Origin of the sequence: Bacillus sp. FSL R7-0672 (assembly GCF_038601465.1) — a bacterium.
GTDB lineage: Bacteria > Bacillota > Bacilli > Bacillales > Bacillaceae > Bacillus > Bacillus pumilus.
This window is the reverse complement of record NZ_CP152010.1, coordinates 1,195,747-1,220,996: the sequence shown is the minus strand read 5'-3', so window position 1 is coordinate 1,220,996 and position 25,250 is coordinate 1,195,747. Positions and strand designations below refer to the sequence as shown.

26 protein-coding genes, 1 tRNA gene, 4 pseudogenes and 1 riboswitch are annotated in these 25,250 nt (G+C 43.4%); of the genes and pseudogenes, 14 read left to right on the top strand and 17 right to left on the bottom strand.

Annotation, left to right across the window (positions count from 1 at the left end; all coding sequences use genetic code 11):
• Positions 1–108: 108 nt before the first annotated feature.
• Positions 109–939, bottom strand: coding sequence for a sialate O-acetylesterase (locus MKY18_RS05930; protein ID WP_044142117.1), 831 nt, complete (start codon positions 937–939; stop codon positions 109–111).
• A gap of 248 nt (positions 940–1,187) precedes the next feature.
• Here MKY18_RS05930 and MKY18_RS05925 point away from each other — a divergent pair, with 248 nt between their 5' ends.
• The 3 genes from MKY18_RS05925 to MKY18_RS05915 are packed head-to-tail and all read left to right on the top strand — an operon-like array spanning position 1,188 to position 1,919.
• On the top strand, positions 1,188–1,352 hold the full coding sequence (locus tag MKY18_RS05925) for a hypothetical protein (RefSeq protein ID WP_185847325.1): 165 nt from the start codon (positions 1,188–1,190) through the stop codon (positions 1,350–1,352).
• Between the two features lie 3 nt (positions 1,353–1,355).
• The gene (locus MKY18_RS05920) at positions 1,356–1,613 is read left to right on the top strand and encodes a hypothetical protein (protein ID WP_342497778.1); all 258 of its coding nucleotides are present in this window, start codon (positions 1,356–1,358) and stop codon (positions 1,611–1,613) included.
• Positions 1,614–1,919: a hypothetical protein gene (locus MKY18_RS05915; protein WP_283924390.1), complete on the top strand. Its 306-nt coding sequence runs from the start codon at positions 1,614–1,616 to the stop codon at positions 1,917–1,919.
• Positions 1,920–1,957: 38 nt separating this feature from the next.
• On the opposite strand, the gene MKY18_RS05910 is transcribed toward MKY18_RS05915, so the two are convergent.
• Together MKY18_RS05910 and MKY18_RS05905 are read right to left on the bottom strand one after the other, a co-directional pair.
• Positions 1,958–2,134, bottom strand: coding sequence for a hypothetical protein (locus tag MKY18_RS05910; RefSeq protein WP_189318725.1), 177 nt, complete (start codon positions 2,132–2,134; stop codon positions 1,958–1,960).
• Between the two features lie 1,297 nt (positions 2,135–3,431).
• Entirely contained in the window at positions 3,432–7,013 is a 3,582-nt protein-coding gene (locus MKY18_RS05905; protein ID WP_342497777.1) for a collagen-like protein, read from the bottom strand.
• Between the two features lie 598 nt (positions 7,014–7,611).
• Here MKY18_RS05905 and MKY18_RS05900 point away from each other — a divergent pair.
• Positions 7,612–7,848, top strand: coding sequence for a tyrosine-type recombinase/integrase (locus tag MKY18_RS05900; protein WP_269199671.1), 237 nt, complete (start codon positions 7,612–7,614; stop codon positions 7,846–7,848).
• An 85-nt stretch (positions 7,849–7,933) separates the two neighbouring features.
• Here MKY18_RS05900 and MKY18_RS05895 read toward each other — a convergent pair.
• The 3 genes and pseudogenes from MKY18_RS05895 to MKY18_RS05885 all read right to left on the bottom strand — a co-directional run bounded on the left by MKY18_RS05895 (position 7,934) and on the right by MKY18_RS05885 (position 10,426).
• A tRNA-Val gene (locus MKY18_RS05895) sits at positions 7,934–8,006 on the bottom strand.
• A 128-nt stretch (positions 8,007–8,134) separates the two neighbouring features.
• Positions 8,135–9,313 carry a cystathionine beta-lyase gene (metC, locus tag MKY18_RS05890; protein WP_044140433.1) on the bottom strand — a complete coding sequence of 393 codons (1,179 nt, stop codon included), beginning with the start codon at positions 9,311–9,313 and terminating at the stop codon, positions 8,135–8,137.
• A pseudogene (locus MKY18_RS05885) lies at positions 9,310–10,426 on the bottom strand (methionine biosynthesis PLP-dependent protein). The gene metC and the pseudogene MKY18_RS05885 overlap by 4 nt, the downstream one beginning before the upstream one ends.
• A 79-nt stretch (positions 10,427–10,505) precedes the next feature.
• A riboswitch (SAM riboswitch) is annotated at positions 10,506–10,627 on the bottom strand.
• Positions 10,628–10,848: 221 nt separating this feature from the next.
• Here MKY18_RS05885 and MKY18_RS05880 point away from each other — a divergent pair.
• From MKY18_RS05880 to MKY18_RS05865, 4 genes and pseudogenes are all read left to right on the top strand, one after another.
• A pseudogene (locus MKY18_RS05880) lies at positions 10,849–11,588 on the top strand (esterase family protein).
• 52 nt (positions 11,589–11,640) lie between these two features.
• Positions 11,641–12,156 (top strand): YjcG family protein, encoded by a 516-nt coding sequence (locus MKY18_RS05875; protein ID WP_106030372.1) that lies wholly within the window; start codon positions 11,641–11,643, stop codon positions 12,154–12,156.
• A 6-nt stretch (positions 12,157–12,162) separates the two neighbouring features.
• Positions 12,163–12,596 (top strand): annotated as a pseudogene (locus tag MKY18_RS05870) (GNAT family N-acetyltransferase).
• A 123-nt stretch (positions 12,597–12,719) separates the two neighbouring features.
• A pseudogene (locus MKY18_RS05865) lies at positions 12,720–13,869 on the top strand (IS3 family transposase).
• A gap of 97 nt (positions 13,870–13,966) precedes the next feature.
• Here MKY18_RS05865 and MKY18_RS05860 read toward each other — a convergent pair.
• Entirely contained in the window at positions 13,967–14,224 is a 258-nt protein-coding gene (locus MKY18_RS05860; protein WP_003210759.1) for a hypothetical protein, read from the bottom strand.
• A gap of 126 nt (positions 14,225–14,350) precedes the next feature.
• On the opposite strand from MKY18_RS05860, the gene MKY18_RS05855 reads away from it, so the two are divergent.
• The gene (locus MKY18_RS05855; RefSeq protein ID WP_342497776.1) at positions 14,351–16,663 is read left to right on the top strand and encodes an ATP-dependent helicase; all 2,313 of its coding nucleotides are present in this window, start codon (positions 14,351–14,353) and stop codon (positions 16,661–16,663) included.
• A 16-nt stretch (positions 16,664–16,679) separates the two neighbouring features.
• Here the strand turns inward: MKY18_RS05855 and MKY18_RS05850 are convergent, their stop codons facing one another.
• The 5 genes from MKY18_RS05850 to MKY18_RS05830 all read right to left on the bottom strand — a co-directional run bounded on the left by MKY18_RS05850 (position 16,680) and on the right by MKY18_RS05830 (position 18,156).
• Positions 16,680–16,937, bottom strand: coding sequence for a stage VI sporulation protein F (locus tag MKY18_RS05850; protein WP_003212292.1), 258 nt, complete (start codon positions 16,935–16,937; stop codon positions 16,680–16,682).
• Between the two features lie 138 nt (positions 16,938–17,075).
• Positions 17,076–17,213, bottom strand: coding sequence for a YjcZ family sporulation protein (locus MKY18_RS05845; protein ID WP_003212017.1), 138 nt, complete (start codon positions 17,211–17,213; stop codon positions 17,076–17,078).
• An 84-nt stretch (positions 17,214–17,297) separates the two neighbouring features.
• Positions 17,298–17,519, bottom strand: coding sequence for a hypothetical protein (locus MKY18_RS05840; RefSeq protein WP_044140426.1), 222 nt, complete (start codon positions 17,517–17,519; stop codon positions 17,298–17,300).
• Positions 17,520–17,605: 86 nt separating this feature from the next.
• On the bottom strand, positions 17,606–17,734 hold the full coding sequence (locus tag MKY18_RS05835) for a hypothetical protein (protein WP_258395192.1): 129 nt from the start codon (positions 17,732–17,734) through the stop codon (positions 17,606–17,608).
• Positions 17,735–17,805: 71 nt separating this feature from the next.
• The gene (locus tag MKY18_RS05830; protein ID WP_126741363.1) at positions 17,806–18,156 is read right to left on the bottom strand and encodes a DUF1360 domain-containing protein; all 351 of its coding nucleotides are present in this window, start codon (positions 18,154–18,156) and stop codon (positions 17,806–17,808) included.
• 177 nt (positions 18,157–18,333) lie between these two features.
• Between MKY18_RS05830 and MKY18_RS05825 the strand changes: the two genes are divergently transcribed.
• From MKY18_RS05825 to MKY18_RS05805, 5 genes are all read left to right on the top strand, one after another.
• Complete coding sequence (locus MKY18_RS05825; protein ID WP_044140425.1) at positions 18,334–18,720, top strand: spore coat protein; 387 nt, start codon at positions 18,334–18,336, stop codon at positions 18,718–18,720.
• Positions 18,721–18,764: 44 nt separating this feature from the next.
• Entirely contained in the window at positions 18,765–19,100 is a 336-nt protein-coding gene (locus tag MKY18_RS05820; RefSeq protein WP_044140424.1) for a hypothetical protein, read from the top strand.
• 88 nt (positions 19,101–19,188) lie between these two features.
• Positions 19,189–19,671 (top strand): spore coat protein, encoded by a 483-nt coding sequence (locus tag MKY18_RS05815; protein ID WP_044140423.1) that lies wholly within the window; start codon positions 19,189–19,191, stop codon positions 19,669–19,671.
• A gap of 146 nt (positions 19,672–19,817) precedes the next feature.
• The gene (locus MKY18_RS05810) at positions 19,818–20,309 is read left to right on the top strand and encodes a CotY/CotZ family spore coat protein (RefSeq protein ID WP_003211658.1); all 492 of its coding nucleotides are present in this window, start codon (positions 19,818–19,820) and stop codon (positions 20,307–20,309) included.
• A 205-nt stretch (positions 20,310–20,514) separates the two neighbouring features.
• Positions 20,515–20,958, top strand: coding sequence for a CotY/CotZ family spore coat protein (locus tag MKY18_RS05805; protein ID WP_044140422.1), 444 nt, complete (start codon positions 20,515–20,517; stop codon positions 20,956–20,958).
• Between the two features lie 35 nt (positions 20,959–20,993).
• Here the strand turns inward: MKY18_RS05805 and MKY18_RS05800 are convergent, their stop codons facing one another.
• The 5 genes from MKY18_RS05800 to MKY18_RS05780 all read right to left on the bottom strand — a co-directional run bounded on the left by MKY18_RS05800 (position 20,994) and on the right by MKY18_RS05780 (position 25,249).
• Positions 20,994–21,608 carry a spore coat CotO family protein gene (locus tag MKY18_RS05800; RefSeq protein WP_185107539.1) on the bottom strand — a complete coding sequence of 205 codons (615 nt, stop codon included), beginning with the start codon at positions 21,606–21,608 and terminating at the stop codon, positions 20,994–20,996.
• Between the two features lie 113 nt (positions 21,609–21,721).
• Positions 21,722–22,498 carry an enoyl-ACP reductase FabI gene (gene fabI / locus MKY18_RS05795; RefSeq protein WP_003211867.1) on the bottom strand — a complete coding sequence of 259 codons (777 nt, stop codon included), beginning with the start codon at positions 22,496–22,498 and terminating at the stop codon, positions 21,722–21,724.
• A 150-nt stretch (positions 22,499–22,648) separates the two neighbouring features.
• Positions 22,649–23,455 carry a bifunctional hydroxymethylpyrimidine kinase/phosphomethylpyrimidine kinase gene (thiD, locus tag MKY18_RS05790; RefSeq protein WP_185107541.1) on the bottom strand — a complete coding sequence of 269 codons (807 nt, stop codon included), beginning with the start codon at positions 23,453–23,455 and terminating at the stop codon, positions 22,649–22,651.
• Between the two features lie 16 nt (positions 23,456–23,471).
• Positions 23,472–24,485 (bottom strand): thiazole biosynthesis adenylyltransferase ThiF, encoded by a 1,014-nt coding sequence (locus MKY18_RS05785; protein ID WP_106067211.1) that lies wholly within the window; start codon positions 24,483–24,485, stop codon positions 23,472–23,474.
• Entirely contained in the window at positions 24,482–25,249 is a 768-nt protein-coding gene (locus MKY18_RS05780) for a thiazole synthase (RefSeq protein ID WP_185107543.1), read from the bottom strand. Before MKY18_RS05780 ends, MKY18_RS05785 begins: the two co-directional genes overlap by 4 nt.
• Between the last annotated feature and the right edge of the window lies 1 nt (position 25,250).

The following is a 25,250-nucleotide window of genomic DNA, read 5'->3' as shown; positions in this document are numbered from 1 at the left end:
TTATCTGTTTTCACCACCACAATCATCCTTTCAAGAGATTTGTCATGTTTCTGTCTATCACTAATGTAAGTTATAACGTTTTCATTCAAAGGCTACCATAAGCTTAGCCTATGTTAAAGCCTGCAGCAACTCTTCGTAAGTTATCTTGCCCAACGTGAATTTTTCTAGTGCTATATATGTATTCTCCGCTGAGGTATTCATTCTATTATGACATTCATTCACTAACTCATGTTCATTTGGCAATGGTTCATGTATATGTTCTTTTTTTCGAAATGCTTCATAATATCTTATACCAAATATTCTCTGAGACATCGCATTGATGTGAATTCCGTCTGGGTTAGATGCAAGGCCTTTCGCAGTAACATAATAACAATTTTCATTATGATATGCATATTTTTGTAGTTCCTCATTCATCAGTTGATATTCCACACACCCTGCGCCAAATGCTCTCTTTCCCAAGAAATCGCCCAAACCTCCTATCACAAGCGGAATGTTAGGTACAGATAATTCAGTTCTTAGTTCATGAAATAATCTTCGTATTTTTTCATAGTATTCTTTGTATTTCCCATCTTGGCTGTCACTTTCTCCTTGATGCCATAATATCCCGACCAATTCGCTATCTTCCTTTGCAAATTTAGCTTCATTTATTGCATGACGAAATAATGCCCCATCTCGTGACCACTCATCAATGGAACTGCCACCCTCGGCACATGGAATAAGACCAATCTTCTCTCCCTCATGATCCTTGCACCAAGCCTCCGCGAAGGAAGCCGCTAGTCCTACACCAGCTACCGGCCTATCAAAATGAATAGGTTCAGTCATCATTTGCCATCTACCATTTCGCAGCATCATGATTCTTTCATTATAAATCGGAGGCACTTCATGCTTGAAGCCTCGACCCGCCATATTTGATTGTCCAATTAGTAAAAATGACTTCATATCATTTTCCCCTCCACTAAATATTTTATCAAATGTGTATTCGCTTGAACGTTATCATTTTCTTTTTTTATAAATTTCAACAATCTCAAGCCCTATTAGCGCTTACTTTAATTAATTCAAAAAGTGCATTCAGCTATTAACACAATGAAAACACAGCACTCCTATAAAATGGTATTTTAGTCTCTTTTATATTTGTTGAAGAAGATAAGATGGTGTCGCAAGACTATATTTTCCACAGGAGGAATTACATGAAAAAACGGGCGTTGTTTATTATTTTGTTGTCCTTTTCCCTGATTTTGACCTCTGTTCCCCCAAGTTTTGCAACCGAGAAAAACACTTCAAAAGAAAACGACTCTTTTAAAAATCACGAAGAATTCACCGAAGAAATAGACGGATTGAAAACAAATATATAAACCATGGAAAACGATTCACAACATGTTACCACTTTTAAAACTGAACTTGGCACAATCACCTATACATCTAACAGAGAGACAGGTAATATTTCTGTTTCTAGTAACTATCTAAAATCTGACGAAATAGCTGCAATTGAAGAACAGGTAAATAAGATTGCAAACAGCATTGTACTAGAAAATCAAATGAATCCAATGGTCACTAATTCCCTTGAACAATTAGCAAATGTTGATTTTACAACACAGAAACAAAAGGTAAAATGAGTGTGGTCCAAATATGATCATTACCGTATTACAGTAGAAGGTAAGGCAATTGTAGGAGTAGTTGTAGCAGCCATTTTAAACCGTATTCCTTATGTTGGGTGGATTGCTACTGCCGCTGCTCAAATAATGATTCAATTGAAAATGAAAACAGGTTACTTCTCCGCACGTTGGGGAACACGAGCCGACACTGATATTTGTTATTTGTGGAGAAAGAGACACTTGAAAATGTTCTCGGTCAGTAAACGTAAAAATAAAAAACTGGACGAAGTAGGATCGGCAGGAAAGCATTACATGTGCGGAACATAATTAAAACAGCCCCAGTCTAATGCAGACTAGGGCTGTTTTTATTGCTGTTTTTGCTCTTTTAGCTTTTTGAAAATCACAAATTGGTATACTCCAAATAGTACGGTTAGAATCATAATTGCGGTAAATATTTGATCGACTGGAAGCAAGAAATATACGACAATAAAAGATAAAAGCAATACAAAATAACCTATATTGAACGCTTTTTTAAATATCATCACATTACCTCCTTTTTACAATCATATCACGTTTCACCTAACCTTATAACCAAATTTTTCCCAATTAAAACAAAAAAAATTCCCCATCCAACAAAAATGAGCTGGAATCGTTTAACCACATTTTCTGTTTTTGCTCCAAGTAGCCGTCTATTCCATTGTGTCAAAAGCTCGGTCACTTTAACGATGCCAGAGGATAAGTCGAATACCTTAATCGTTTTGATCCTAAAAATGCTGAGAAACAATCTGGTGGATAAAGGTCGGCCCCCATCAAAAGAAACTGAACAAATATTCGTTACTGAAAAAACAAAAAACCCTTGCTAGGCAAGGGTTAGATTGTTGACAAAGTGCTAAAATGATCTTTATTTTAGCACTTTGTCTTCTTTTTTTCAGCGTGATAGAAAACCTTTGCAGTCTAGGAAGGGCGAGTACCGGAGCGGATTTGACATTCGAGAGCACCGGAGCGCAGACCTGACACCGAATGCGAGGGTTTGTCTACACGCTGACCCTTGCTAAGCAAGGGTTTCAACGATGATTCCGACTGGGCTCGAACCAGCGACCTCTACCCTGTCAAGGAGAATGACCTTATCCGAAAAGAACATACGCTCCCTTACAAACACTGATTTAATAAGGTGCTATGATGAGCCTTTCTGATTAAAAAATTTCATTTCTGAACAAAAGTGAAAGGGTTGGTCCCCAATCCGTCCCCATAAAAAAACAGACCCTGCATGGTCTGTTTTAATTTTGCCTATACGTTTTAAGATGTTGTATTCCGATGGATCATAGTCGTGTTTCGATCAGTTGCAATACTGCACACTCATGCAGTTGCAATCACCATAAATTTTTGTTCTTTCTACAGCAAAAATCATTTTACGATACTCATAACTCATTTAATTTTGTGTAACCCTCGATCAACAATATTTATTTCTTTATTGAAAAAACCAGCGTAAAATTAATCTTACGCTGGCAGAACAAAAATTAATCAATCTGGAATTTTACAGACCTTCATTGAAAACTAGAAAGCTTGCCATTCGTTATAGTAATAGCCATTACTACGGTAAACTACCCAATAAATTTTTAAAAACAAACAACACACCCGTAGAATAGCTCAATAAAGAACTTTAGTGATTAATAAAGTAAATTTCTGATGATCCAATCCTTACATGACCAACATTAACTAAAGAACCTAATTTATTTAATAAATCAATCCCCTCCTGCGTTCAAAGTAATTTGTATAAACCCTTCTGACCCTAAATCCCAGTTTCACTTGGTATAATTTAGGGTCAGTTTGTTTCTGTGATCAACTTAGTCTGAACAACGTTAATCTTAGACCATTTATTGAAATTGTCTGCCCGCTTCTATTGAATAGAGTGAACGTCGTTCCTGCAGCGACATTCCCACTAAACCCTATAGCTGATACTTGTTCACCTGTTGAAGTTCCATTGACTGTACCACCAGAAACATTACCGGGATTAACACCAATAGTAATCGGACCAGCTTGCCCAGTAACTGCAGTAACCTGTGCAGATATATAATAATTACCACTTTGTTGTACGGTAAAAGTATTTGGAGCAGTAAAAGTTACATTATCTAAGAACTGGGTACCAACTAATGAAAAAGCAGCATTATCAGCAACGGTTTGAGGAGCAGTACTAACAGTAGATGCAGCGGCTGTTGCAAGCGTTCCTGTGGCTCCGGTTGGTCCGGTTGCTCCTGTGACACCCGTGGCTCCTGTTGGACCTGTTGCTCCTGTTGCTCCTGTTGCGCCTGTTGCTCCTGTGACACCCGTGGCTCCGGTTGGTCCGGTTGCTCCTGTATCTCCTGTTGCTCCTGTTGGACCGGTTGCACCTGTTGCTCCTGTTGCGCCTGTTGCTCCTGTATCTCCTGTGACACCCGTGGCTCCGGTTGGTCCGGTTGCTCCTGTATCTCCTGTTGCTCCTGTTGGACCGGTTGCACCTGTTGCTCCTGTTGCGCCTGTTGCTCCTGTATCTCCTGTGACACCCGTGGCTCCGGTTGGTCCGGTTGCTCCTGTATCTCCTGTTGCTCCTGTTGGACCTGTTGCTCCTGTTGCTCCGGTTGCTCCTGTATCTCCTGTTGCACCTGGATCTCCTGTGGCTCCTGTTGGACCTGTTGCTCCTGTATCTCCTGTTGCTCCTGTTGGACCGGTTGCACCTGTTGCTCCTGTTGCGCCTGTTGCTCCGGTGGCTCCAGTATCTCCGGTCGCTCCCGTGGCTCCGGTTGGTCCGGTTGCTCCTGTATCTCCTGTTGCTCCGGTTGCACCTGTTGCGCCTGTTGCTCCGGTGGCTCCGGTTGGTCCGGTTGCTCCTGTATCTCCTGTTGCTCCGGTTGCTCCTGTTGCTCCTGTTGCTCCTGTATCTCCTGTGACACCCGTGGCTCCGGTTGGTCCGGTTGCTCCTGTATCTCCTGTTGCTCCTGTTGGACCGGTTGCTCCTGTATCTCCTGTGACACCCGTGGCTCCGGTTGGTCCGGTTGCTCCTGTATCTCCTGTTGCTCCTGTGACACCCGTGGCTCCGGTTGGTCCGGTTGCTCCTGTATCTCCTGTTGCTCCTGTGACACCCGTGGCTCCGGTTGGTCCGGTTGCTCCTGTATCTCCTGTTGCTCCTGTGACACCCGTGGCTCCGGTTGGTCCGGTTGCTCCTGTATCTCCTGTTGCTCCTGTTGGACCGGTTGCGCCTGTTGCTCCGGTTGCACCTGTTGCTCCTGTATCTCCTGTTGCTCCGGTTGGTCCGGTTGCTCCTGTATCTCCTGTTGCTCCTGTTGGACCGGTTGCGCCTGTTGCTCCGGTTGCACCTGTTGCTCCTGTATCTCCTGTTGCTCCTGTTGGACCGATTGCTCCTGTATCTCCTGTTGCTCCGGTTGCACCTGTTGCACCTGTTGCACCTGGATCTCCTGTTGCTCCGGTTGCTCCTGTGGCTCCTGTGGCTCCTGTGGCTCCTGTATCTCCTATGGCTCCGGTTGCTCCTGTTGCCCCGGTGGCTCCGGTTGCTCCCGTGACACCCGTGGCTCCTGTATCTCCGGTTGCTCCGGTTGCTCCGGTTGCACCCGCACCCGCTATCAACGTGTAATCTGGTGATGTTCCTGGCGTGCCAGTTGGAGATGGCGTGTTTACAATATACGTACTACCATTATTCGTCACAACTTGACCTACTGGATAACCTGGTGCTGCTCCTGGGTCGAATGGCACAATACCTGTTAGTCCTACTCCCGTGGCTCCTGTTGTGCCGGTTGCTCCGGTTGCTCCCGTGGCTCCCGTGGCTCCTGTATCTCCTATGGCTCCGGTTGCTCCTGTTGGTCCGGTGGCTCCGGTTGCTCCTGTTGCCCCGGTGGCTCCGGTTGCTCCCGTGACACCCGTGGCTCCTGTATCTCCTATGGCTCCGGTTGCTCCTGTTGCCCCGGTGGCTCCGGTTGCTCCCGTGACACCCGTGGCTCCTGTATCTCCTATGGCTCCGGTTGCTCCTGTTGCCCCGGTGGCTCCGGTTGCTCCCGTGACACCCGTGGCTCCCGTGGCTCCTGTGGCTCCTGTATCTCCTATGGCTCCGGTTGCTCCTGTTGCCCCGGTGGCTCCGGTTGCTCCCGTGACACCCGTGGCTCCTGTATCTCCTATGGCTCCGGTTGCTCCTGTTGCCCCGGTGGCTCCGGTTGCTCCCGTGACACCCGTGGCTCCTGTATCTCCTATGGCTCCGGTTGCTCCTGTTGCCCCGGTGGCTCCTGGATCTCCTGTTGCCCCGGTGGCTCCTGGATCTCCTGTTGCCCCGGTGGCTCCGGTTGCTCCCGTGACACCCGTGGCTCCTGTATCTCCTATGGCTCCGGTTGCTCCTGTTGCCCCGGTGGCTCCGGTTGCTCCCGTGACACCCGTGGCTCCTGTATCTCCTATGGCTCCGGTTGCTCCTGTTGCCCCGGTGGCTCCTGGATCTCCTGTTGCCCCGGTGGCTCCTGTATCTCCTATGGCTCCGGTTGCTCCTGTTGCCCCGGTGGCTCCCGTGGCTCCTGTGGCTCCTGTATCTCCTGTTGCCCCGGTGGCTCCCGTGGCTCCTGTGGCTCCTGTATCTCCTATGGCTCCGGTTGCTCCTGTTGCCCCGGTGGCTCCCGTGGCTCCTGTGGCTCCTGTATCTCCTATGGCTCCGGTTGCTCCTGTTGCCCCGGTGGCTCCCGTGGCTCCTGTGGCTCCTGTATCTCCTATGGCTCCGGTTGCTCCTGTTGCCCCGGTGGCTCCCGTGGCTCCTGTGGCTCCTGTGGCTCCTGTATCTCCTATGGCTCCGGTTGCTCCGGTTGCCCCGGTGGCTCCCGTGGCTCCTATGGCTCCTGTATCTCCTGTTGCCCCGGTGGCTCCCGTGGCTCCTGTGGCTCCTGTATCTCCTATGGCTCCGGTTGCTCCTGTTGCCCCGGTGGCTCCCGTGGCTCCTGTGGCTCCTGTATCTCCTATGGCTCCGGTTGCTCCTGTTGCCCCGGTGGCTCCCGTGGCTCCTGTGGCTCCTGTATCTCCTATGGCTCCGGTTGCTCCTGTTGCCCCGGTGGCTCCCGTGGCTCCTGTGGCTCCTGTATCTCCTATGGCTCCGGTTGCTCCTGTTGCCCCGGTGGCTCCGGTTGCTCCCGTGACACCCGTTGCTCCTACTCCTGGTCCAGTTGGACCTGTTGGACCTGCTGGGCCTCTTCTACCTCTACCCCCTGGACGACCTTGGATGACACACACACAAGGATCCTTTCCACAGCAAGGATTTTTCACTGGTTTTCTTGTTTTTCCTTTCTTACAGCTATCACACTCCCAGTCATAATCTTCATACGAACCATACCAACTTCCTCGTTTATTATTATTTCCCAAATGAGATGTACATAATTTCCCACAATGCCTACACCTTTTCATAAAATCACCTCTTTGACATCTTATGCACCTTATCTACATTAGTGAGATTGTTTAGCAAAAATGTATAAACAGTCTAAATTAACAGATGATTTATAACAACATTTTTATTATTGATAAATATGTATAATGTTCTTTTTCTTATATAGTTTTCAAAAAAGCATTAGTAAAGCAATTACAATAAATTATTCCCCTCCACAAGAAAAGAAAAATAAGATAAAGACACAAAAAGAAAAGACCTCCCCATAGGGGGAGATTTTTTCTAGATGGGGTAAAACCATGAGAGATTAAAGACATGCGGCCTGTATACTATATGTAAGTGGAATTGGAAAAGTGATTTTTTATAAATTTGGAGTTATAACCACTAGAATATTTAGGTAAAATATGTAAGAGGAACCTCCTCTAACGCTTGCGGATAGAAAAGGACCTCATTTGATGGTGAGGTCTTTTTTTTAATCGTTCAATTTCAAAGACAGTTGATGGCAAACCCTATGTTAAAGAACCTAAATCAAGAAGTTCTAAACGTTTTGTAAAGATGCCTAACTAGTATGGGAAGGAGATGATCACCAATATTTATTTCATAATGGCTTAATGGTCTAAGATCAAAAATAAACACAAATTAAAAAACATTCGATTACATGATTTAAGACATACAATGGTCGCACTCCTTATTGAGGCTGGTGAGAGCATTAATGCTATTCAAAAAAGAGCCGGGCATGCTAGTGCTAAAACTACCTCAGATATTTATGGTCATGTCACAAACAAATTAGAATTTAACACTGCAGAACACCTTAATCGTTCTGATCCTAAAAATACTCAGAAACAATCTGGTGGATAAAGTACGTCCCCAATCAAAAGAAACAGAACAAATATTCGCTGTCAAAAAAAACAAAAAAACCCTTGCTAAGCAAGGGTTTAAACGATGATTCCGACTGGGCTCGAACCAGCGACCTCTACCCTGTCAAGGTAGCGCTCTCCCAGCTGAGCTACGGAATCGGGTTATGTATCAGTTCTGGGCTTTCTGTTACTGACAGTCTCTATTATATAACCATCATAACCAGTCGTCAATGGTTTTGTTCAAAAAAGGTCAAAAAGCCGGCGGCTGTGCCGGCTTTTTCTCTTCTTTATGATTGGTTTACAAGAACGGGCTTTAGTTGATCGAGTGCTTGTTTGAAGTCGCGTTTGAGGTCTTCTCCGTTTTCTACTCCTACACTTAATCGAAGCAGGCCGTCCGTAATCCCTCTTTTTTCTCTTTCTTCTTTTGGCATAGCAGCATGTGACATTTTGGCTGGGTATGACAGAATGGATTCGACGGCGCCAAGGCTGACGGCGAATACTGGTAATGTGACAGCATCCACTAATTCTTTGACCGCTGCTTGGTTTTCTAATTCAAATGAGAGGACTGCCCCAGCTCCGCTCGCTTGCTTTCGCTGAATGTCTGCCCCAGGATGGTCATTTAAGCCTGGATAGTATACTTTTTTCACCGCAGGATGCTCTTTGAGGAATGAAGCGAGTTCAAATGCCGTTTGGCTTGCTTTTTCTAATCTGACTTGAAGGGTTTTTAACCCTCTTAATACGAGCCAGCAATCCTGCACGCCAAGGACCGCACCGAAGGAGTTTTGCAGCGAATAAAGTTCCTCACCCAGTTTCTCGTCTTTCACTACAGCTAAGCCTGACAGTACATCACTGTGACCGCTCAAAAATTTCGTTGCGCTGTGCAGGACTACGTCAACGCCAAGATCAAGCGGACGCTGAAGAGCGGGTGTTAAAAATGTATTATCTAAAAAAGTCAGACAGTCATGTTCTTTGGCAAGCTGGACGACGCCCCCAATATCCGTAATTCCTAGAGTCGGGTTTGACGGCGTTTCCATGTAAATGACTTTTGTATTCGATTGAATGCCTCTTTTGACTTCATTCAAATCCGTCATGTCCACAAAGGTATGCTCAATGCCAAATCGCGAAAGAACTTGAGTAATCATTCTGAAAGTACCGCCATACACATCTCTTGTGACAAGGACGTGATCTCCTTTTGATAATAGAAGAAAAGCAGTTGAGATGGCTGCCATGCCTGATGCAAAAGCAAGCCCTCTTGTTCCTCCTTCTAGCGCCGCAATCGTATCCTCTAATGCTTGACGTGTAGGAGTTCCCGATCTTGAGTAGTCATATTGACCAAAATCATCGAAGCTGCTTTGATGAAAGGTGGATGCATGCTGAATCGGCACACTGACTGCACCTGTTGAACGGTCTGTTTTGAATGCATTATGAACGAGTTGGGTTTCGAATGTCCAATCATGTGTGGTCATTTGGCATGTACCTCCTCTTTTATTTGTGATAGTGCCTGCTTTAGGTCTGCCTTCAGGTCATCTACGTGCTCAATACCAACGGAGAAACGGAGCAGTTTGTTACACACACCGTTTGCAATGCGAATTTCCTCAGGGATATCCATGTGCGTTTGCGTCGCAGGATACGTAATGAAGCTTTCGATTCCGCCAAGACTTTCAGCAAAACAAATCGTTTTCAGCTGCTTTAAAAATGGATTGACCCAGTCCTCTTCAGCTACACGGAATGACAGCATTCCTCCTTTGCCCGGGTAAAGGACATCTTGAATTTCTGGCTGTTTCTTTAAAAACTCAGCTAGTTCCTTCGCATTTGCCTCGTGCTGGCGCATTCTAAGTGCCAGTGTTTTCATCCCTCTCATTAACAGCCATGAGTCAAATGGAGATAAAACGGCGCCAATTGCGTTTTGATGCTGGAACATGTCTTCAGAGAGCTTCTCTCCTTTTGTCACCACAAGCCCGGCAAGAACGTCATTGTGTCCACCTAAATATTTGGTTGCACTATGGATGACAATGTCCGCTCCAAGCGTAATCGGCTTTTGCAAAACGGGTGTAAAAGGTGTTATCGACAATGACCAAAGCGCCATGTTCTTTTGCAATCTTCGCTATTTTTTGAATATCCGCTTCCTGCATAAGTGGATTTGTCGGCGTTTCAATAAAGACTGCTTTTGTGTTTGGCGTGATTTTAGAGCGTAAACAGTCTTCATCTGAAAAATCATCGTAAAGAAAACGTAAGCCGTACTTTTTCCATTCGTTTTCAAACAAACGATATGTACCGCCATATAGGTCTGATGAGACGATGAGTTCATCACCGCTTTCAAATAGCGCCATAATCGTTTGGATCGCAGCCATTCCCGAACTGAAGGCAAATCCGGCCGTCCCTTCTTCGAGTGAAGCAATCGCATCCTCTACAAGCTGCCTTGTTGGGTTTTTCGTTCGAATGTAATCAAATCCGGTTGATTCCCCTATGCCTCTATGTCTGTATGCTGTTGAAAGATAAACGGGGGGACTGACCGTACCAGTCGCCTCTTCGCTACGGTTTCCAATTTGCGCTAATGTCGTTTCCACATGTTCTGTCATTTGACACCATCCTAAGTAAAAATCTGATTTCAAAACAGAAAACCCCTTCTTCATAAGAAGAAGGGGTTTTAATCGCTTCCTCTTATCTTCCAAGCAAAAAAGCTGCTTGCTGGATTTAGCACCTTGGTACATCACATGAAGTGATGCATACCGGTTGCTGAGGTTTCAAAGGGCCAGTCCCTCCACCTCTCACGATAAGAATGTGTTGTCTGTCTGTTCTAATTCTTAATACTGTAACGCATTAAATCTCATTTTTCAAGAGGAATCTGAACAATTAATTGAAATTTTCTGTATTTTATAACAGATTCGGTGTTAACTGAATTGATTGCATGTTAGCATATAGGAACAACGCTATTTTTCATGTTACAATGAATGGAAACGTTTCACTTTGTGATGAAATCGGTTAGCTGGAGGAATGGATTATGGTGAAGAAAACAGGCATTATTCAAGAAGAAACCTTACATTCAAAAGAACTTGGGGCGGATATGACCCTTTTGATCTATTTGCCAGTCAATTATTCCCCCTTTATACATATCATGTCATCATTGCCCAAGATGGTCATGATTATTTCCGCTTAGGAAAAATAGGCAGACAGGCAGAAGAATTGATGCAAAACAAAGAAATGGAACGCTCCATTATCATTGGTGTCCCTTATGAAAATGTCACGGAAAGACGGAATACGTATCATCCAGATGGCACAAAATTTGAAGCATATAAACGCTTTTTAGCAAATGAACTTGTCCCTTATATTGATACGCACTATCCAACCTATCAAATTGGCTCAGGACGCACGTTTATTGGTGATTCACTAGGTGCTACGATTTCTCTTATGACAGCGATTGATTATCCTTCTTTATTTGGCGGACTCATTTTGCAGTCTCCTTACGTTGATGATTCAGTCTTAGAAGCTGTTAAACAGTCGACAGCCCTTTCTCATTATGCGATTATCCATCAAATTGGACTGGAAGAAACGGCTGTGAAAACGACAGATGGCCAAGTGCTTGATTTTATTCAGCCGAACGACGATTTAAAGGCACTTCTTGAACAGTCAGGTGCGGATTATTTATTTGAGACATTCGAAGGGGATCATAAATGGACGTTTTGGCAGCCGCTCATTGCGCCTTCGTTAAAAAGAATGCTCCCATATTCGTTAATCAACTGAATTTTGTTATAATAAACAATAATAAATACTTTCTTAATCAGGAGGGAATAAGATGAAATACGGAGTTGTTATATTTCCATCAAAAAAATTGCAAGATATTGCGAACTCTTACCGGAAGCGTTATGATCCGAACTATGCACTCATACCGCCTCATTTAACACTTAGAACACCTTTTGAATTAACGGATCTAGAAGCGGCTGAGGTCGTCTCAACGTTAAGAGAGTATGCAAAAAATGTTTCTCCTATTACGTTACGTATTAAAAAATTCAGTTCATTCGCTCCTGTAAACAACGTCATTTATATGAAAGTAGAACCGAACGAGGAAATCATGGCGCTCAATGAAAGATTGTACGCAGATCCACTTGCTGGCACACCTGAATATGCCTTTGTTCCGCATGTGACAGTGGCTCAAAAACTATCAGATGATGAGCATTCAGACGTACTTGGCACATTAAAGCTGAGAAAGATTGACCATGAAGAAACAGTGGATCGCTTCCACCTTTTATATCAATTAGAGAACGGATCTTGGACCGTCTATGAAACATTTATTTTAGGAGAAGAGGGTTAAAGACATTTGAAAACAGTCATCGCAACAGCACAAACACAACGAGAAGATGCATATTACGTTCGAAAAGAAGTATTCGTCAAAGAACAAGAAGTCCCAATAGAGATTGAAATAGATGAACTAGAAGACGAGGCCATTCATTTTGTCATTTATAACGATGAAATGAAGCCTCAAGCAGCCGCTAGATTACGGATCATTGAAGGGCCAAAGGCAAAGCTAGAACGAATTTGTGTGTTAAAAGAGGCGCGCGCTTTCGGCCTTGGCCACAAACTATTAGAAGCGCTGGAAACAGAAGCCATTGCGAATGGAGCGAAGGAAGCGGTTATGCACGCACAAGTCCAAGCTCTTCCTTTCTACGAAAAAAAGGCTACAAAGCCGTATCTGAACCGTTTGAAGAAGCGGGGATCACACATGTCAAAATGACAAAAACACTGTCTGTTTGACCAAAAGAAAAGCCAGAGCATTCAAGATGGAACTGACCCCGTAAGATGAGACAAATAAAAAACACCTTCAAGTTTGAAAATGGATCGTTGTGATCCGAAATAAAACATGGAGGTGTTTTTTCTATGGGGACAAGAGTGAGTTATCCGGTTGAAGTCAAACAGAAGCTGTAGAAATGAGATTGGCAGGCGTACCTATGAAAGAGATCATGCAGAAATTGAATATCAAGAATAAGACGCAGGTTCAGACATAGGTGAGGTGGCATAAGGCTGGGGATACACACCGGTTCGAACAGCCTGTTGGAAAACAATATACCTATGGAAAGGGTCCCGAGTACTCTTCCGAATTAGAGAGACTGCAGGCAGAAAATCGCTTTCTGAGTCAACAGAATGAAGTTTTAAAAAAGTACAACGAATTGGAAAGGAAGTTGATAAGGAAACGTCAATCAAACTGGTAGAAGAATTGTGCAAAACGATGACAGTACAGGACATCTGTGTCCATTTAGGCATCTCACGCACTTCGTACTATAGATGGAAAAAGGATCTGACTCAGAATCATTCTAAAAGACAACTAGAGAAACAAATCGGCACGTTGTGCCGAAAGCACAAATATCGATATGGTTATCGAAAAATCACAGCCATACTAAAAAGGAGAATGCGTATTAACCATAAAACTGTTCAACGTATCATGCAGAAAAACCAGTGGCAATGCCGGGTTAAAATGAAAAAGCGTAAGAAGAATGGGCAGCCCTATGCCGTGGCCGGTAATATACTGGATCGGAACTTTCAGTCTGATCGCCCTCTTGAAAAACTAGTAACGGACATCACGTATTTGCCTTATGGACAGAAACAATTGTACCTTTCCAGTATATTGGATTTATATAATGGAGAAGTGATTGCTTTTACGATTGGTGATAAGCAGGACACAGACTTTATCTTAAACACACTTAATCAGCTCCCAGCACTGCCTGAGAATTGCGTGTTACATAGCGATCAAGGTTCTGTGTATACATCTTACGAGTATCAGAAAGCTGTTCATATAAAAGGCATTACCATGAGCATGTCCCGTAAAGGGACGCCCGCTGATAATGCCTCCATCGAATCGTTTCATTCCTCACTAAAGTCTGAAACGTTCTATCTTAACAGGATTGACCGCACTACGACCAGCATCGTAGAACGCACTGTCAAAGAATACATTTATTATTATAACAACATTCGTATTCAAACGAAACTAAACAACCAATCACCGATAAACTATCGGCAATTGGCTGTATAAAGGTGTTTTGATCCCTGTCTCAAAAACGGGGGTCAGTCCCCATGCCCTGGCTTTTCTTTCTTTATCATCGTTCGTCAATGGAAGAAAGCGCAATCATTTATATATACGTATTAATATGAACGCCTTTGCCTTCCTCCATAAACATATCTCGTACAAAGCGTTCCCGCTTTTTTTGTTGTACTTTCGTTTCCGCTTCTGTCACTAAGTCCTCTTTTTTCTCCAGCTCTCTGTATATCTTGTCATGAAAGGTGCGAGTAACCTTAGTTACTTTCGCGTAGTCTTCTTTATCCTGAGGAGCAGGACGATTGATATATTGAAAATACAGATCCGGCTGAATCGGGGCTATATATCCCATCAAGAACGCCTCCTTTGCTTCTCTTCTACTCTACTATTCCCTAATTAATACTGTTTGAAACACGTCTCATTTGATATGATTAGATGTGTTTCTTTTTAAGATTGATTAACTATTGGAGGACTAGCTTTGAAATGCGCACGACGACATGATCGAACGATCTCATTACATACGTATTCGAGAGAACATTATCAATTCCTCCATGACGAGGGAAAAAAAGGGCACTTATTCTGCCCATATTGCGGACAACCAGTCTTTTTCAGATTAAATATACATGAAGAACCTGCCTTTATTCATAAACATATGTCTCAGCAAGTGCTGTGTGAACAAGCAGAAGAACAAGAAGATCAGAAAAAACACGCAGATCGAGAGGAAAGTGCTTCTTATAAAGAACTTGGGGGCTTCCGTTTTCCAACAGGTAAACAAATCATCTCGCAAACGAATGAATCATATGACTGGCAGGAACCAAGGTCGATTCAATTTAGTGATGCGTTACATTTAGAAGAGAATGAACAAGCACATACCATCGATCTCTTTCCGCATATCACCTTTAGCACACCGCAGCTTCAAGCTGTCACACATAAAGACGGTCCAATGCTGGTGCTGGCTGGCGCTGGCAGCGGGAAAACAAGAGTCCTGACAGCAAGAGCGGCTTATCTCATGTCACATCATCATATTCCTGCTCACCATATCTTACTCGTGACTTTCACCACAAAAGCCAGCAGTGAAATGAAAGAAAGACTGCGCAAGCAATATCAGCTTCACCCATCACAAGCAAGCCAAGTGGTGACAGGCACCTTCCACAGTCTTTTTTATAAAATGCTGCTTCACGATGACGCAAACAAATGGAATGGGCAGCACCTGATTAAGTTTGATTGGCAGAAGGAACAGTACATTCGGAAAGCCATCATGAATGAAGGACTAGATGAAAAAAACTACCCTACCGATCAAGTCCTGCAATCGATCGGCTATTGGAAAAATGCTTTTTTACCAGGTGAGCTTCCTGATTTGAAGGATGAAAAGGAAAAGCACATGTGGACGATCTATCAATCTTATGAACATCAAAAACGAGACAATCAGCAATTTGACTTTGATGACATGGCCATTGCCTGCTTGCACATGCTGACTGAACAGCCTGAACTGCTGGAACGGTATCAAGAACGGTTCAAATATATATTGGTGGATGAATTTCAGGATATAAATCCAGTTCAATATCAATTGATTCAGCTGTTAGCTGGAGAATGTGAGCAGCTATTTTGTGTCGGTGATGATGATCAAGCCATTTATGCCTTTAGGGGCAGTAATCCTGCTTTCATTCTTGAATTCAAACGAGATTATCCTTCGGCTCAGATTGTCCATTTACATGCCAATTATCGGTCGCATCATACAATTGTCGCAAGTGCGGATGCCATTATTAAGAAAAATCAGCATCGTTATGAGAAAACGTTAAAAGCCGTCCGATCGGAGACAATCCCTCCTACGCTCTTTTATCCATATGACGAGGAAGAAGAAGCGACCATGATCGTGGCAGATATTCAGGAGAAAATTAAAAACGGCGCAAAGCCGAATGATATCTGCGTACTCTTTCGCACCAATACGGGAGGCCGCGCGATTTATGAGCGTCTGCATCAATCCGCGATTCCGTATGAGACGGAGGCTGGTGTCAAAGCCTTCTACAGCAGACGAATTGTTCGGGTTCTTCTCGCCTTTCTCTCTTTAAGTCAGGATGCCGATGATGTGGCAGCTATGAAACAGCTGCTTCCGGTTTTCTTTTTAAAGCAGCAGACCTTAAACACAATGAAGGCACTAACCATCACGGAAGATTGTTCAATGGTCGACGCACTCGGAAAACTAACAGATATTCAGCCGTTTCAACAGAAAAAACTGCAATCCATTGTTCCTCTGTTCCGCACGTTACGAAATTTAAAGCCGTCTGATGCTGTGGCGTTTATTGAACAAAAGATGGGACTTGGTGATTACTTAAAAAAACGAGTGAATGATACGAATGTGCTTGAAAAAGGGGCGGATGACGTACGAGATGTAAAAACCGCCGCCAAACGCTTTGAAACGATTGAAGCCTTTCTCGCACATGCCGAACACATGAAATCTGCCGAAAAGGAAAAAACAGACGAACCAGGTGTTCAGCTCATGACGATTCACCGTGCAAAGGGTCTGGAATTCCAAACGGTGTACATCACTTGCGTGGTCGACGGAGCACTGCCTCATGATTTCTCACTTGATGAACTCAGAAACGGTGATGAAGAAGCCTTGGAAGAAGAGCGCCGTTTATTATATGTGGCTATGACAAGAGCTGAACAATCTCTTTATCTATCGGTTCCATCATTTAGACGAGGAAAAACTGCTCATCGCTCGCGCTTTTTGTATCCCCTTCTAAAGAAAAAGCGAGAATTATTCACAGAAAAACAACAGGCCCCCCTTTAAGCGGAGAGCCTGTTGTTTATTTTTTGTTGTTCATCATTTTAGCGATGGTATTGAAATCAAGCTTTTCTTTTCCACTTGTAATCGATTGAACGATTTTGTCTTCCATTTCTTTCGGTACACGTTTATTCGCAAGCTGTGCTACTTTTTTAATGACGCCTCGAACTGTTGCTTCATCTTTAAAGTTGGCATTTTGCAAAGAACCTGCAAGTTTAAAAACGTCGTTCATATTCACACCTGTTTTATTTTCAACGCTTTTAAAGAATTTATTATCCATTCATTTGCCTCCTCTTTGTGGAGTAATCACCTTACTATATGAAAATAGGCGAGATATGTGCCTATCCTAAAGCCTTGTTTGCCCAAAGAGAAAGGAAAGCAAAAGGCTCCCCTATTGCTTCCCTCACCTTCTTACTGTTTAGTTAAAGAAAGAAGCACCAACGATGATTAAAAGGATGAAAAGCACAACGACAAGAACAAATGTTGATCCATATCCGCCGCCATAGCCTCCGCCGTAGCCGCCGCAAGAACCGCCACCGTAACCGTAACAACTCATATATAAGCACCTCCTCTTCTCCCTTACAAAATATGAAAAATACAACAAATGGTTTGGACGATCACATAAAAAAGTGCGGAATTTTTATTTTCGCTGTTTAAAGACGTAATCTGCCTCTCCATGACGTATCATGAATGCTTCTGTTTCTTTCGCAAAAGCATCCATCTTCACGCCAAATGCTTTTAAATGCTCCTCAAGATCCTTCGCTTTATCCGTTAGATCCATTTCAACCTTTTCATGCGCTTGCTCTTTCCCATCATGGGGTTTAGTGAACAAGGAACCGATTAATTGTTCGAATGCATCCATTCTGGTCACCCCTTCTCTCTTACATATGCATCACTCAAAAAAAGGGCAACAAAAAAACCGGATAAATCCGGCTTTTGTTTTCTCTTCTATTGAGGTTTCTTTTTCTTTCCACAGCCGCAGCCTGCTTTTTTAATTTTCTTCGTATAAACAGATTGTTGATTTGACTGCGCTGGATAACCTTGAAGCATGTGTGACGGTGTTTCATTTGGTTTCATCGCAACCCTTCCTTTCCTCTTCCATGATAGTATATGCATTTTTTAAAAGCGTGTCTGATCAGAATGCCTGTTTATTTCACCAGCTTTGAGACGATCGCTTCAATCATGCCTGCTGCTGCGGCAATTGCTAATAGTAAATTAAGCCACATGCTAATGACAGGAAATAATATGTATATCAGAAGTAAAGCAGCAGTGCACCACATGCCAGTACACCAATAACAGCTTAACAGCTCTCCTACCCAAGACCGCAGCCCTTTACCTTTAATGATAATATATGTCTCTATTTCACCTTGTTCATTGACCTCTTCTTGTTCTTCATGAAATAAACGGCGGAAAGGAGCAGTAATGGTATCAAACACTATGAGCCTCGTCAGTCTAAACGATGCGAGGGCAAACACGACAAATGACAAAGCACCGCTCAGAAGCCTCCACCTCCTTCTTTCTTCTTTTTTGCGTCCTTTCTTTATATATGCAAAAAGAATGAGCGCCATGATGAATCGAGCGGAAATAAAATTGGGTTGTACTTTTTCACACTTTCCGATTCCACCTTGAGCCTCTGCTGCATTAAATAATGTATAGATAAGAAAGGAGTGAAAGTATTGTCTATTGAAGAAAGTGCTGATTTATTATACACACAACTGTTAAACGAATTAATCAGCAATTATGATGATTTCATTGAGATCAAAGATTCCGAAAATGTCACAATTCATAAAACAGATGTAACAGCCGCACTCTCCCTTCAAGCGACCGTAACGACAATCATTACTCTTTTAATCCAACTTCTTGTACCAGACGATGAATTGGCTACAGACATCACAGATCAGCTTTTAGCCACACAACAAGTGACAGTCCAAAAGAAAACTGTGATCCAAATCATCAATTGCTATAACGTCACGATTACATTATCAGATGCATCTATTATGAACTCTGTCCAAATTCTCACTCAAACATTGAATGTACTATTAGTTGAAGCCGGCATTCTTTGACCCTTTCTTTTTCTAACATTATGTATGAAAGAGGTGAAATAATCGTGGCTGAAGAGAACGAAAAAAAGGAATTCCAAATCAACACCGATGTTGATCCATTAACGAGCCTTCTTGTAAGTGATATTTTAAACAAAAACAATATCACAGATGATCAGAAAGCAAATATTTCAGATGATCAAAGAAGAATGATTTTGAAATTAGTTGAGGACTTACAAAAGAAAGCAGATGACTTCGTACAGCAGCAGCAGGAGAAAAAAAGGCAGGCTGAGGCAGCAAAACATGTGGAAGAAGCAGAGCCTGAACCGCAAGTACGTCCAAAACGAAATTCACTTCGAGATCGTATTCAGCAGCGCCGTGATGCGCAGCGAAACAACGATTAAATAAAAATGGGTTGCCTGCTAGGGTAAATGCCCGAGACAAAACCATTCATTGCAGCATTTAATAAAGTAAACGGAAGGAGGAATAGAAATGGAATCTAAACCATACTCTTGGGTCGCTCTAGATCGTAACTGTACACACCACGGCGATTACAACAACTACGAAAGAAAAGCAGTTTGTGACGGCCACTTTTTTGATGATGAAGATGTCTTACAAGACTTTGATCAAGTGAGTTTTACAAAGCAGACGTCTGAGGAAGTCATTATCGTCAGAGACTCTTGTGACATTAACGTATCTTCTGTTGACGCACAGGTTGCAGCATCTATCCAAGTAGCTGTTCAAACAGCGATCATCACCATTACAAATATCTCAATCGCAGACGGTGATTTAGCAGACCGCGTCACACAGGATCTTTTACAAGCCGCTACTCACAAACAAACAAACCGCCAAAAACTTGTTATCGAAAATTCAAGAAACGTTACAGTATCGACAATCGATGCGGACATCTCGATCGCAATCCAAACACTTACTCAAACACTTGTTGCGACAATCGTTGCAATCGGTATCCTCTAATGTCCAAAAGCAGAGCGAAAAGCTCTGCTTTTCCTTTTATAAAAATACAACAAATATAAATAGTCATTTACCCACACCAACTAGAGGGCGCATACATATGTTGTTAAGGACTAAAGTCAAATACCTTGTTAAAGGAGCTGAAATCCATGAGCTGCGGAAAACACCATGGCCGACATGATGAAAACTGTGTATGCGATGCGGTTGATAAGATTTTAGCAGAGCAGGAAGCTGTAGAAGATAAATGTCCTACGAGCTGCTACAGTAATTTATTAAGCCCAACCGTTTCTGGAAAAGATACGATTCCGTTTTTACTTTTCGATAAAAAGGGCGGATTGTTTTCTACTTTCGGAAACATTGGAGGATTTGTTGACGATTGCCAATGCTTCGAATCCATTTTCTTCCGGGTTGAAAAATTACACGACTGCTGTGCTACGTTATCTGTATTAAGACCTGTTGATGTACACGGACATACGCTGAGCGTTTGTCACCCTTGTGACCCTGACTTCTTTGGTTTAGAGAAAACGGACTTTTGTATTGAGGTTGATCTAAACTGCTTCTGCGCGATCCAATGTTTAAACCCAGAGCTTGTCGACAGAGTCATGCCATCGAAAGATAAAAAGCATCATCACCACGGCTAAATCAATCGTCCGTTGACCTAACTTGTCATGAGTCAAAGCATCCCCTTCCTTACGAATGACAGCCAATCATGCGGAGCAGTCAGCATAAGAGCTGCCGCTTCCGCATTGATTGTAAGTAGAAGTATCAACCGGCAAAACAAAAAGCTTGTAGATGATGACAGTGCTCAAACACTCAAACAAATTTCCTAGTATAGGAGGGTTGAATATGAGCCGCAAACATTCATGGAATTGTGTAGCAGAGGCAGTTGAAAATATTAACGACTTACAAAATGCCGTCGAAGAAGAATGCCCGACCAGCTGTTACAGCAATCTCCTTTCTTCATCCCATTCATTAGGTGACACTGTCCCGTTTGTTCTCTTTACATCCAAATCAAAACCATTCGTCGCATTCGGAAACGTCGGAGAAGTAGATGCAGGTCCTTGCTTCAGCACTACATTTTTCAGAGTCGAACACATCTCTGACCACTGCGCAACACTCAGCTTGCTTATCGCATTTGACAAAGACCGTCATATTTTAGATTTTACAGACAAAGATTCCGTATGTGATGTGTTCCGATTAGAAAAATCGAAGTATTGCATTGAAGTAGATCTTGACTGCTTCTGCGCAATCGAGTGCTTAAATCCACGACTCATCAACCGTAACTGCTAACAAAAAAAGTCCCTCTATGGGACTTTTTTTATTCGTTAAAAGCCAAGTGGATGAATCGAGGAAATTTCATCTATTGCTAATTCAACTGGATTTCCCCCGCCCGCTGTTCGAATGACCACTGTATCTTCTTTTCGATCCATGATAATCCCTCTATATGTTTTACCATCAGCTTCAATCAGGCAAAGGGCTCTTGGCATATTATGAGGCAGGCTTGTGAGAAAATCGACTTTTTCGTCAATGCTCATCTGACTTAAAGGCTTTTTCACTCGTTTTCTTCTAGGTTCTTCTTTTGTTTCATGAAATACACCTTCTGGCGGCTTCTCCTCTTCTCGCTGAGGTTTTTGTTCTTGTATAAGCTCTGGTTCTTTTATGATGTCTTGTTCTTGGGTAAGCTCTGCTTCTTGCATCATGTCTTGCTCTTGCTGACGCTCAGGCGGCTTTGCTTCTTTTTTCTTCTCGATTTCTTGAGCCACGGGTTCCTCGTGTGTACTTTCTTCGACCTTGTCTTTTTTACTCTTAGAAATTTCTTGTGGTTTTTCTGATTTCTTTCGCTTTCTCACAATATTTTGCATGGCCGGCATTGATTCATCATAGCTCGGCTGAACAATATACATAAGCGGCTTCTGGTTCTCATCACCTTTATTTGACATACTAATCCCTCCCGATTGATTCATTCCTTATATATATGAGCGGACGACTCAAATCAGAAGAAAAATAAAAAACAGCATACCCTTATTCGGTATGCTGCAAATCATTTAGTTGTTTATCGAGCAATGATATGGAAGCCAGAATCAACATGCAGATTCTCACCTGTCATGCCGCGTGATAGATCACTGAATAAGAATAGAGCTGTATCGCCAACTTCTTCAGGAGTCGTTGTACGACGAAGCGGTGCACGCTCTTCAATATCCTTCAGAATGGTATTAAAGCCACTGATGCCTTTTGCAGACAGCGTACGAATTGGACCAGCAGAAATACTATTCACACGAATACCTTCTGCGCCTAAATCAGCTGCTAAGTATTTCACACTTGCTTCAAGTGCTGCTTTCGCTACACCCATTACGTTGTAGTTAGATACTACACGCTCTCCGCCTAGGTATGTAAGCGTGACAATGCTTCCACCTTCTGTCATTAATGGACGTGCTGCTTTTGCTACAGCTGTTAAAGAGTATGCACTAATGTTGTGCGCCAAAAGGAAACCTTCACGGTTCGTGTTTAAGTATTCACCGACAAGCTCTTCTTTGTTTGCAAATGCAATCGCATGCGCAACGCCATGAATGACTTGTACTTTTTCTTTAATTGTAGCGAAACATTTTTCGATTTCTTCGTCACTTGTCACGTCACATGGAAGAATGATTGAATCATCACGCTCAAGTGTGCTTGCAAGTTCTTTTACAGATTCAGCAAGACGATCTCCAACATAAGTAAAAATCAAACGAGCTCCAGCTTCGTGAAGTGAGCGGGCAATTCCCCAAGCGATGCTTCGTTTATTGGCAACACCCATTACCACGATATTACGGCCTTCTAAAGAAAAGTTCATATGTAATAAAGCCTCCTATTTTTTCAAGACATAGTATTAGTACCTGATCATAATATTATCACAGATCATGAGAGAATGACAATTTCCGCAGAAAGAAAGTTTCTTTTTCATCAAAAAACCGTCCTCGCAAATGAAGACGGTTCGATTTTCTTATCGTTTGAGCCGGTTTTGCTGATAAGCAAAATGGTTGGTAGGTCCGTGTCCAGCCCCAATATTCAAAGGGAACTTGATGGCTTCATGGACAAAGGTTTCTGCTGTGTCAAAAGCCTCCCTCATGGAGGATCCTTTCGCAATTTCAGCTGTTAATGCCGCTGCAAACGTGCAGCCTGTACCATGTGTATGGGGAGTATCAATGTGTTCGTTTGTGACTTCTATAAAGCCTTTTCCATCATACAATAGGTCTGTAATCATTCCGCCAGATGGACCGTGACCGCCTTTGATCACGACATGTTTCGTACCAAGCTCATATAAACGCTCCGCTGCTAGATAGCGATCTTCTTTTGTCTGAATGCGCACATCTGTCAGCACTTCTGCCTCAGGAAGATTCGGCGTTACGGCATAGCTGATAGGCAGCAAGTGTGTTTTCAACGCTGAGACCGCATCTTCATTTAATAAAGAAGCGCCTCCTTTTGCGATCATCACTGGATCGACAATGAGCTTCATGTCATATTGAACCGTTTTTTCAGCAACTATCTTGATCATGTCTGCGCTCCACAGCATTCCTGTTTTGACGGCATCTGGCAGTAAATCCTCTGCCACTGCATCAATTTGACTTTCTAACGCCTCGTTTGAAAGCGGATATACTCCGTGAACACCTAGTGTGTTTTGTGCTGTAATCGCTGTGATCGCAGACATTCCGAACACACCGAGCTCCTGAAAGGTTTTTAAATCAGCTTGAATGCCTGCTCCGCCGCCAGAATCAGAACCTGCAATTGTGAATGCTTTTTTGATCGTCATTTCATCACACCTCTCATTAGCCAATCCATTGATGATAAATGGTTCTTGCTTTTGCCATATCATTTGTGCCATGGACAAGAGCTCTGCCGTCTTTAAATAAGACAAGCTTATATTCATCCTTTTGACAGGAAAGCAAATACGGATTTTCAAGAACATCCATCCCTGCTTTCTTTAACTGAAGAGCCACTTCGTGTAACGACGGCGGGGTTTCGGCTGCACTGCGGATTTGGACCGTATTGCGGCCGCATAGTACATCTGCTTTCGCTCTCTTGTCATAGGAGAGAAAAGGATATGTCTTCAGTCCGCAGCTTGGACATTGTTTCTTCTTTAAGGAGCTGGTTGATCGGATGTCAGACCGCTCATTGGTCCATAAATCAAACGATCTTAAAATTGGCGTCACTTGATGACCTGTTAAATACTTCAGGGCATCTGCCACTTGATATGCTGCCACCTGCTGCACAACTGGACTAATGATACCGGCTGTATCACATGTCATGCCTTGTGCAGGTAAATGTTCAAGCAGGCAGTGTAAACACGGTGTTTCATCAGGAATGACAGTAAATTGAATACCATAGCTGGCGACGCAAGCTCCATAAAGGAATGGAATTTGATGTTTGACAGCTGCATCATTAGCGATCATTCTCACCTCGAAATTATCCGCTGCATCGACAATAATTGAAGCGCCGCTGACCAGTTCATCAATATGTTCAGCGGTCACATCGACGACGATTCCTTTGACCTGCACGTCACTATTTATCTGTTTGAGTCTATTTTCAGCCGCCACGGCCTTTGGCAGCCGATCCTGCACATCTTGCTCTGTGTAAAGCTGCTGACGCTGAAGGTTGCTCCACTCAATATAATCTCGATCTAAAATGGTGACAGAACCAACGCCAGCACGAACGAGCATTTCCGCACTAGCTGTTCCAAGCGCTCCCGCACCAATAATGACAGCCTTTGAGTCATTTAACCGCTTTTGCCCCTCTAGTCCAATTGGCTGAAAGAGCTCTTGTCGTGAATAGCGTGTGCTCAAAATGCCGGCATTCCTTCCTGCGGACTGCTTGCTGTCCCATAGTTTTTCAAAGAAATACGTCCCGCCTCGAAGCCTAGCCTTCCTGATTCAATCGCCAGCTTCATGGCTTTTGCCATTTTCACAGGGTCCTTTGCACCTGACACAGCGGTGTTCAGTAATACAGCGTCAGCCCCTAGCTCCATCGCATAAGCCGCATCCTTTGGAGAGCCTACACCAGCATCAATAATCACCGGTACCTTTGCCTGCTCGATAATAAATGAGAGATTCAGAGGGTTTAGTAAGCCTTGCCCTGAACCAATCGGCGAAGCACCTGGCATGATGGCATGGACACCAAGCTCTTCTAATTTTCTTGCCAGTACCACATCATCAGATGTATATGGAAGCACGATAAATCCTTCTTCGAGTAGCATTTCGGATGCTTTTAACGTTTCGACTGGATCTGGCAGAAGAGACCTTGAGCAGCCAATGACTTCTACCTTGATCATGTCACACAGTCCAGAAGCCTTCGCTAAACGAGCAATTCGAACTGCCTCTTCCGCTGTACTAGCACCAGCTGTATTCGGAAGCAGCGTATATTTTGATAAATCAAGCTGCTCCAAAAAGTTTGGCTGAGATGCTTCGAAAATGTTCATTCTTCTCACAGCAAAGGTTAATATTTCTGCTTCTGATACGTTCACGGCTTCTTTTTGAACTTCAAATGATGGGTACTTCCCTGTACCAAGTAATAATCTAGATGTGAATGTTTTCCCGCCAATGTGCAGCATG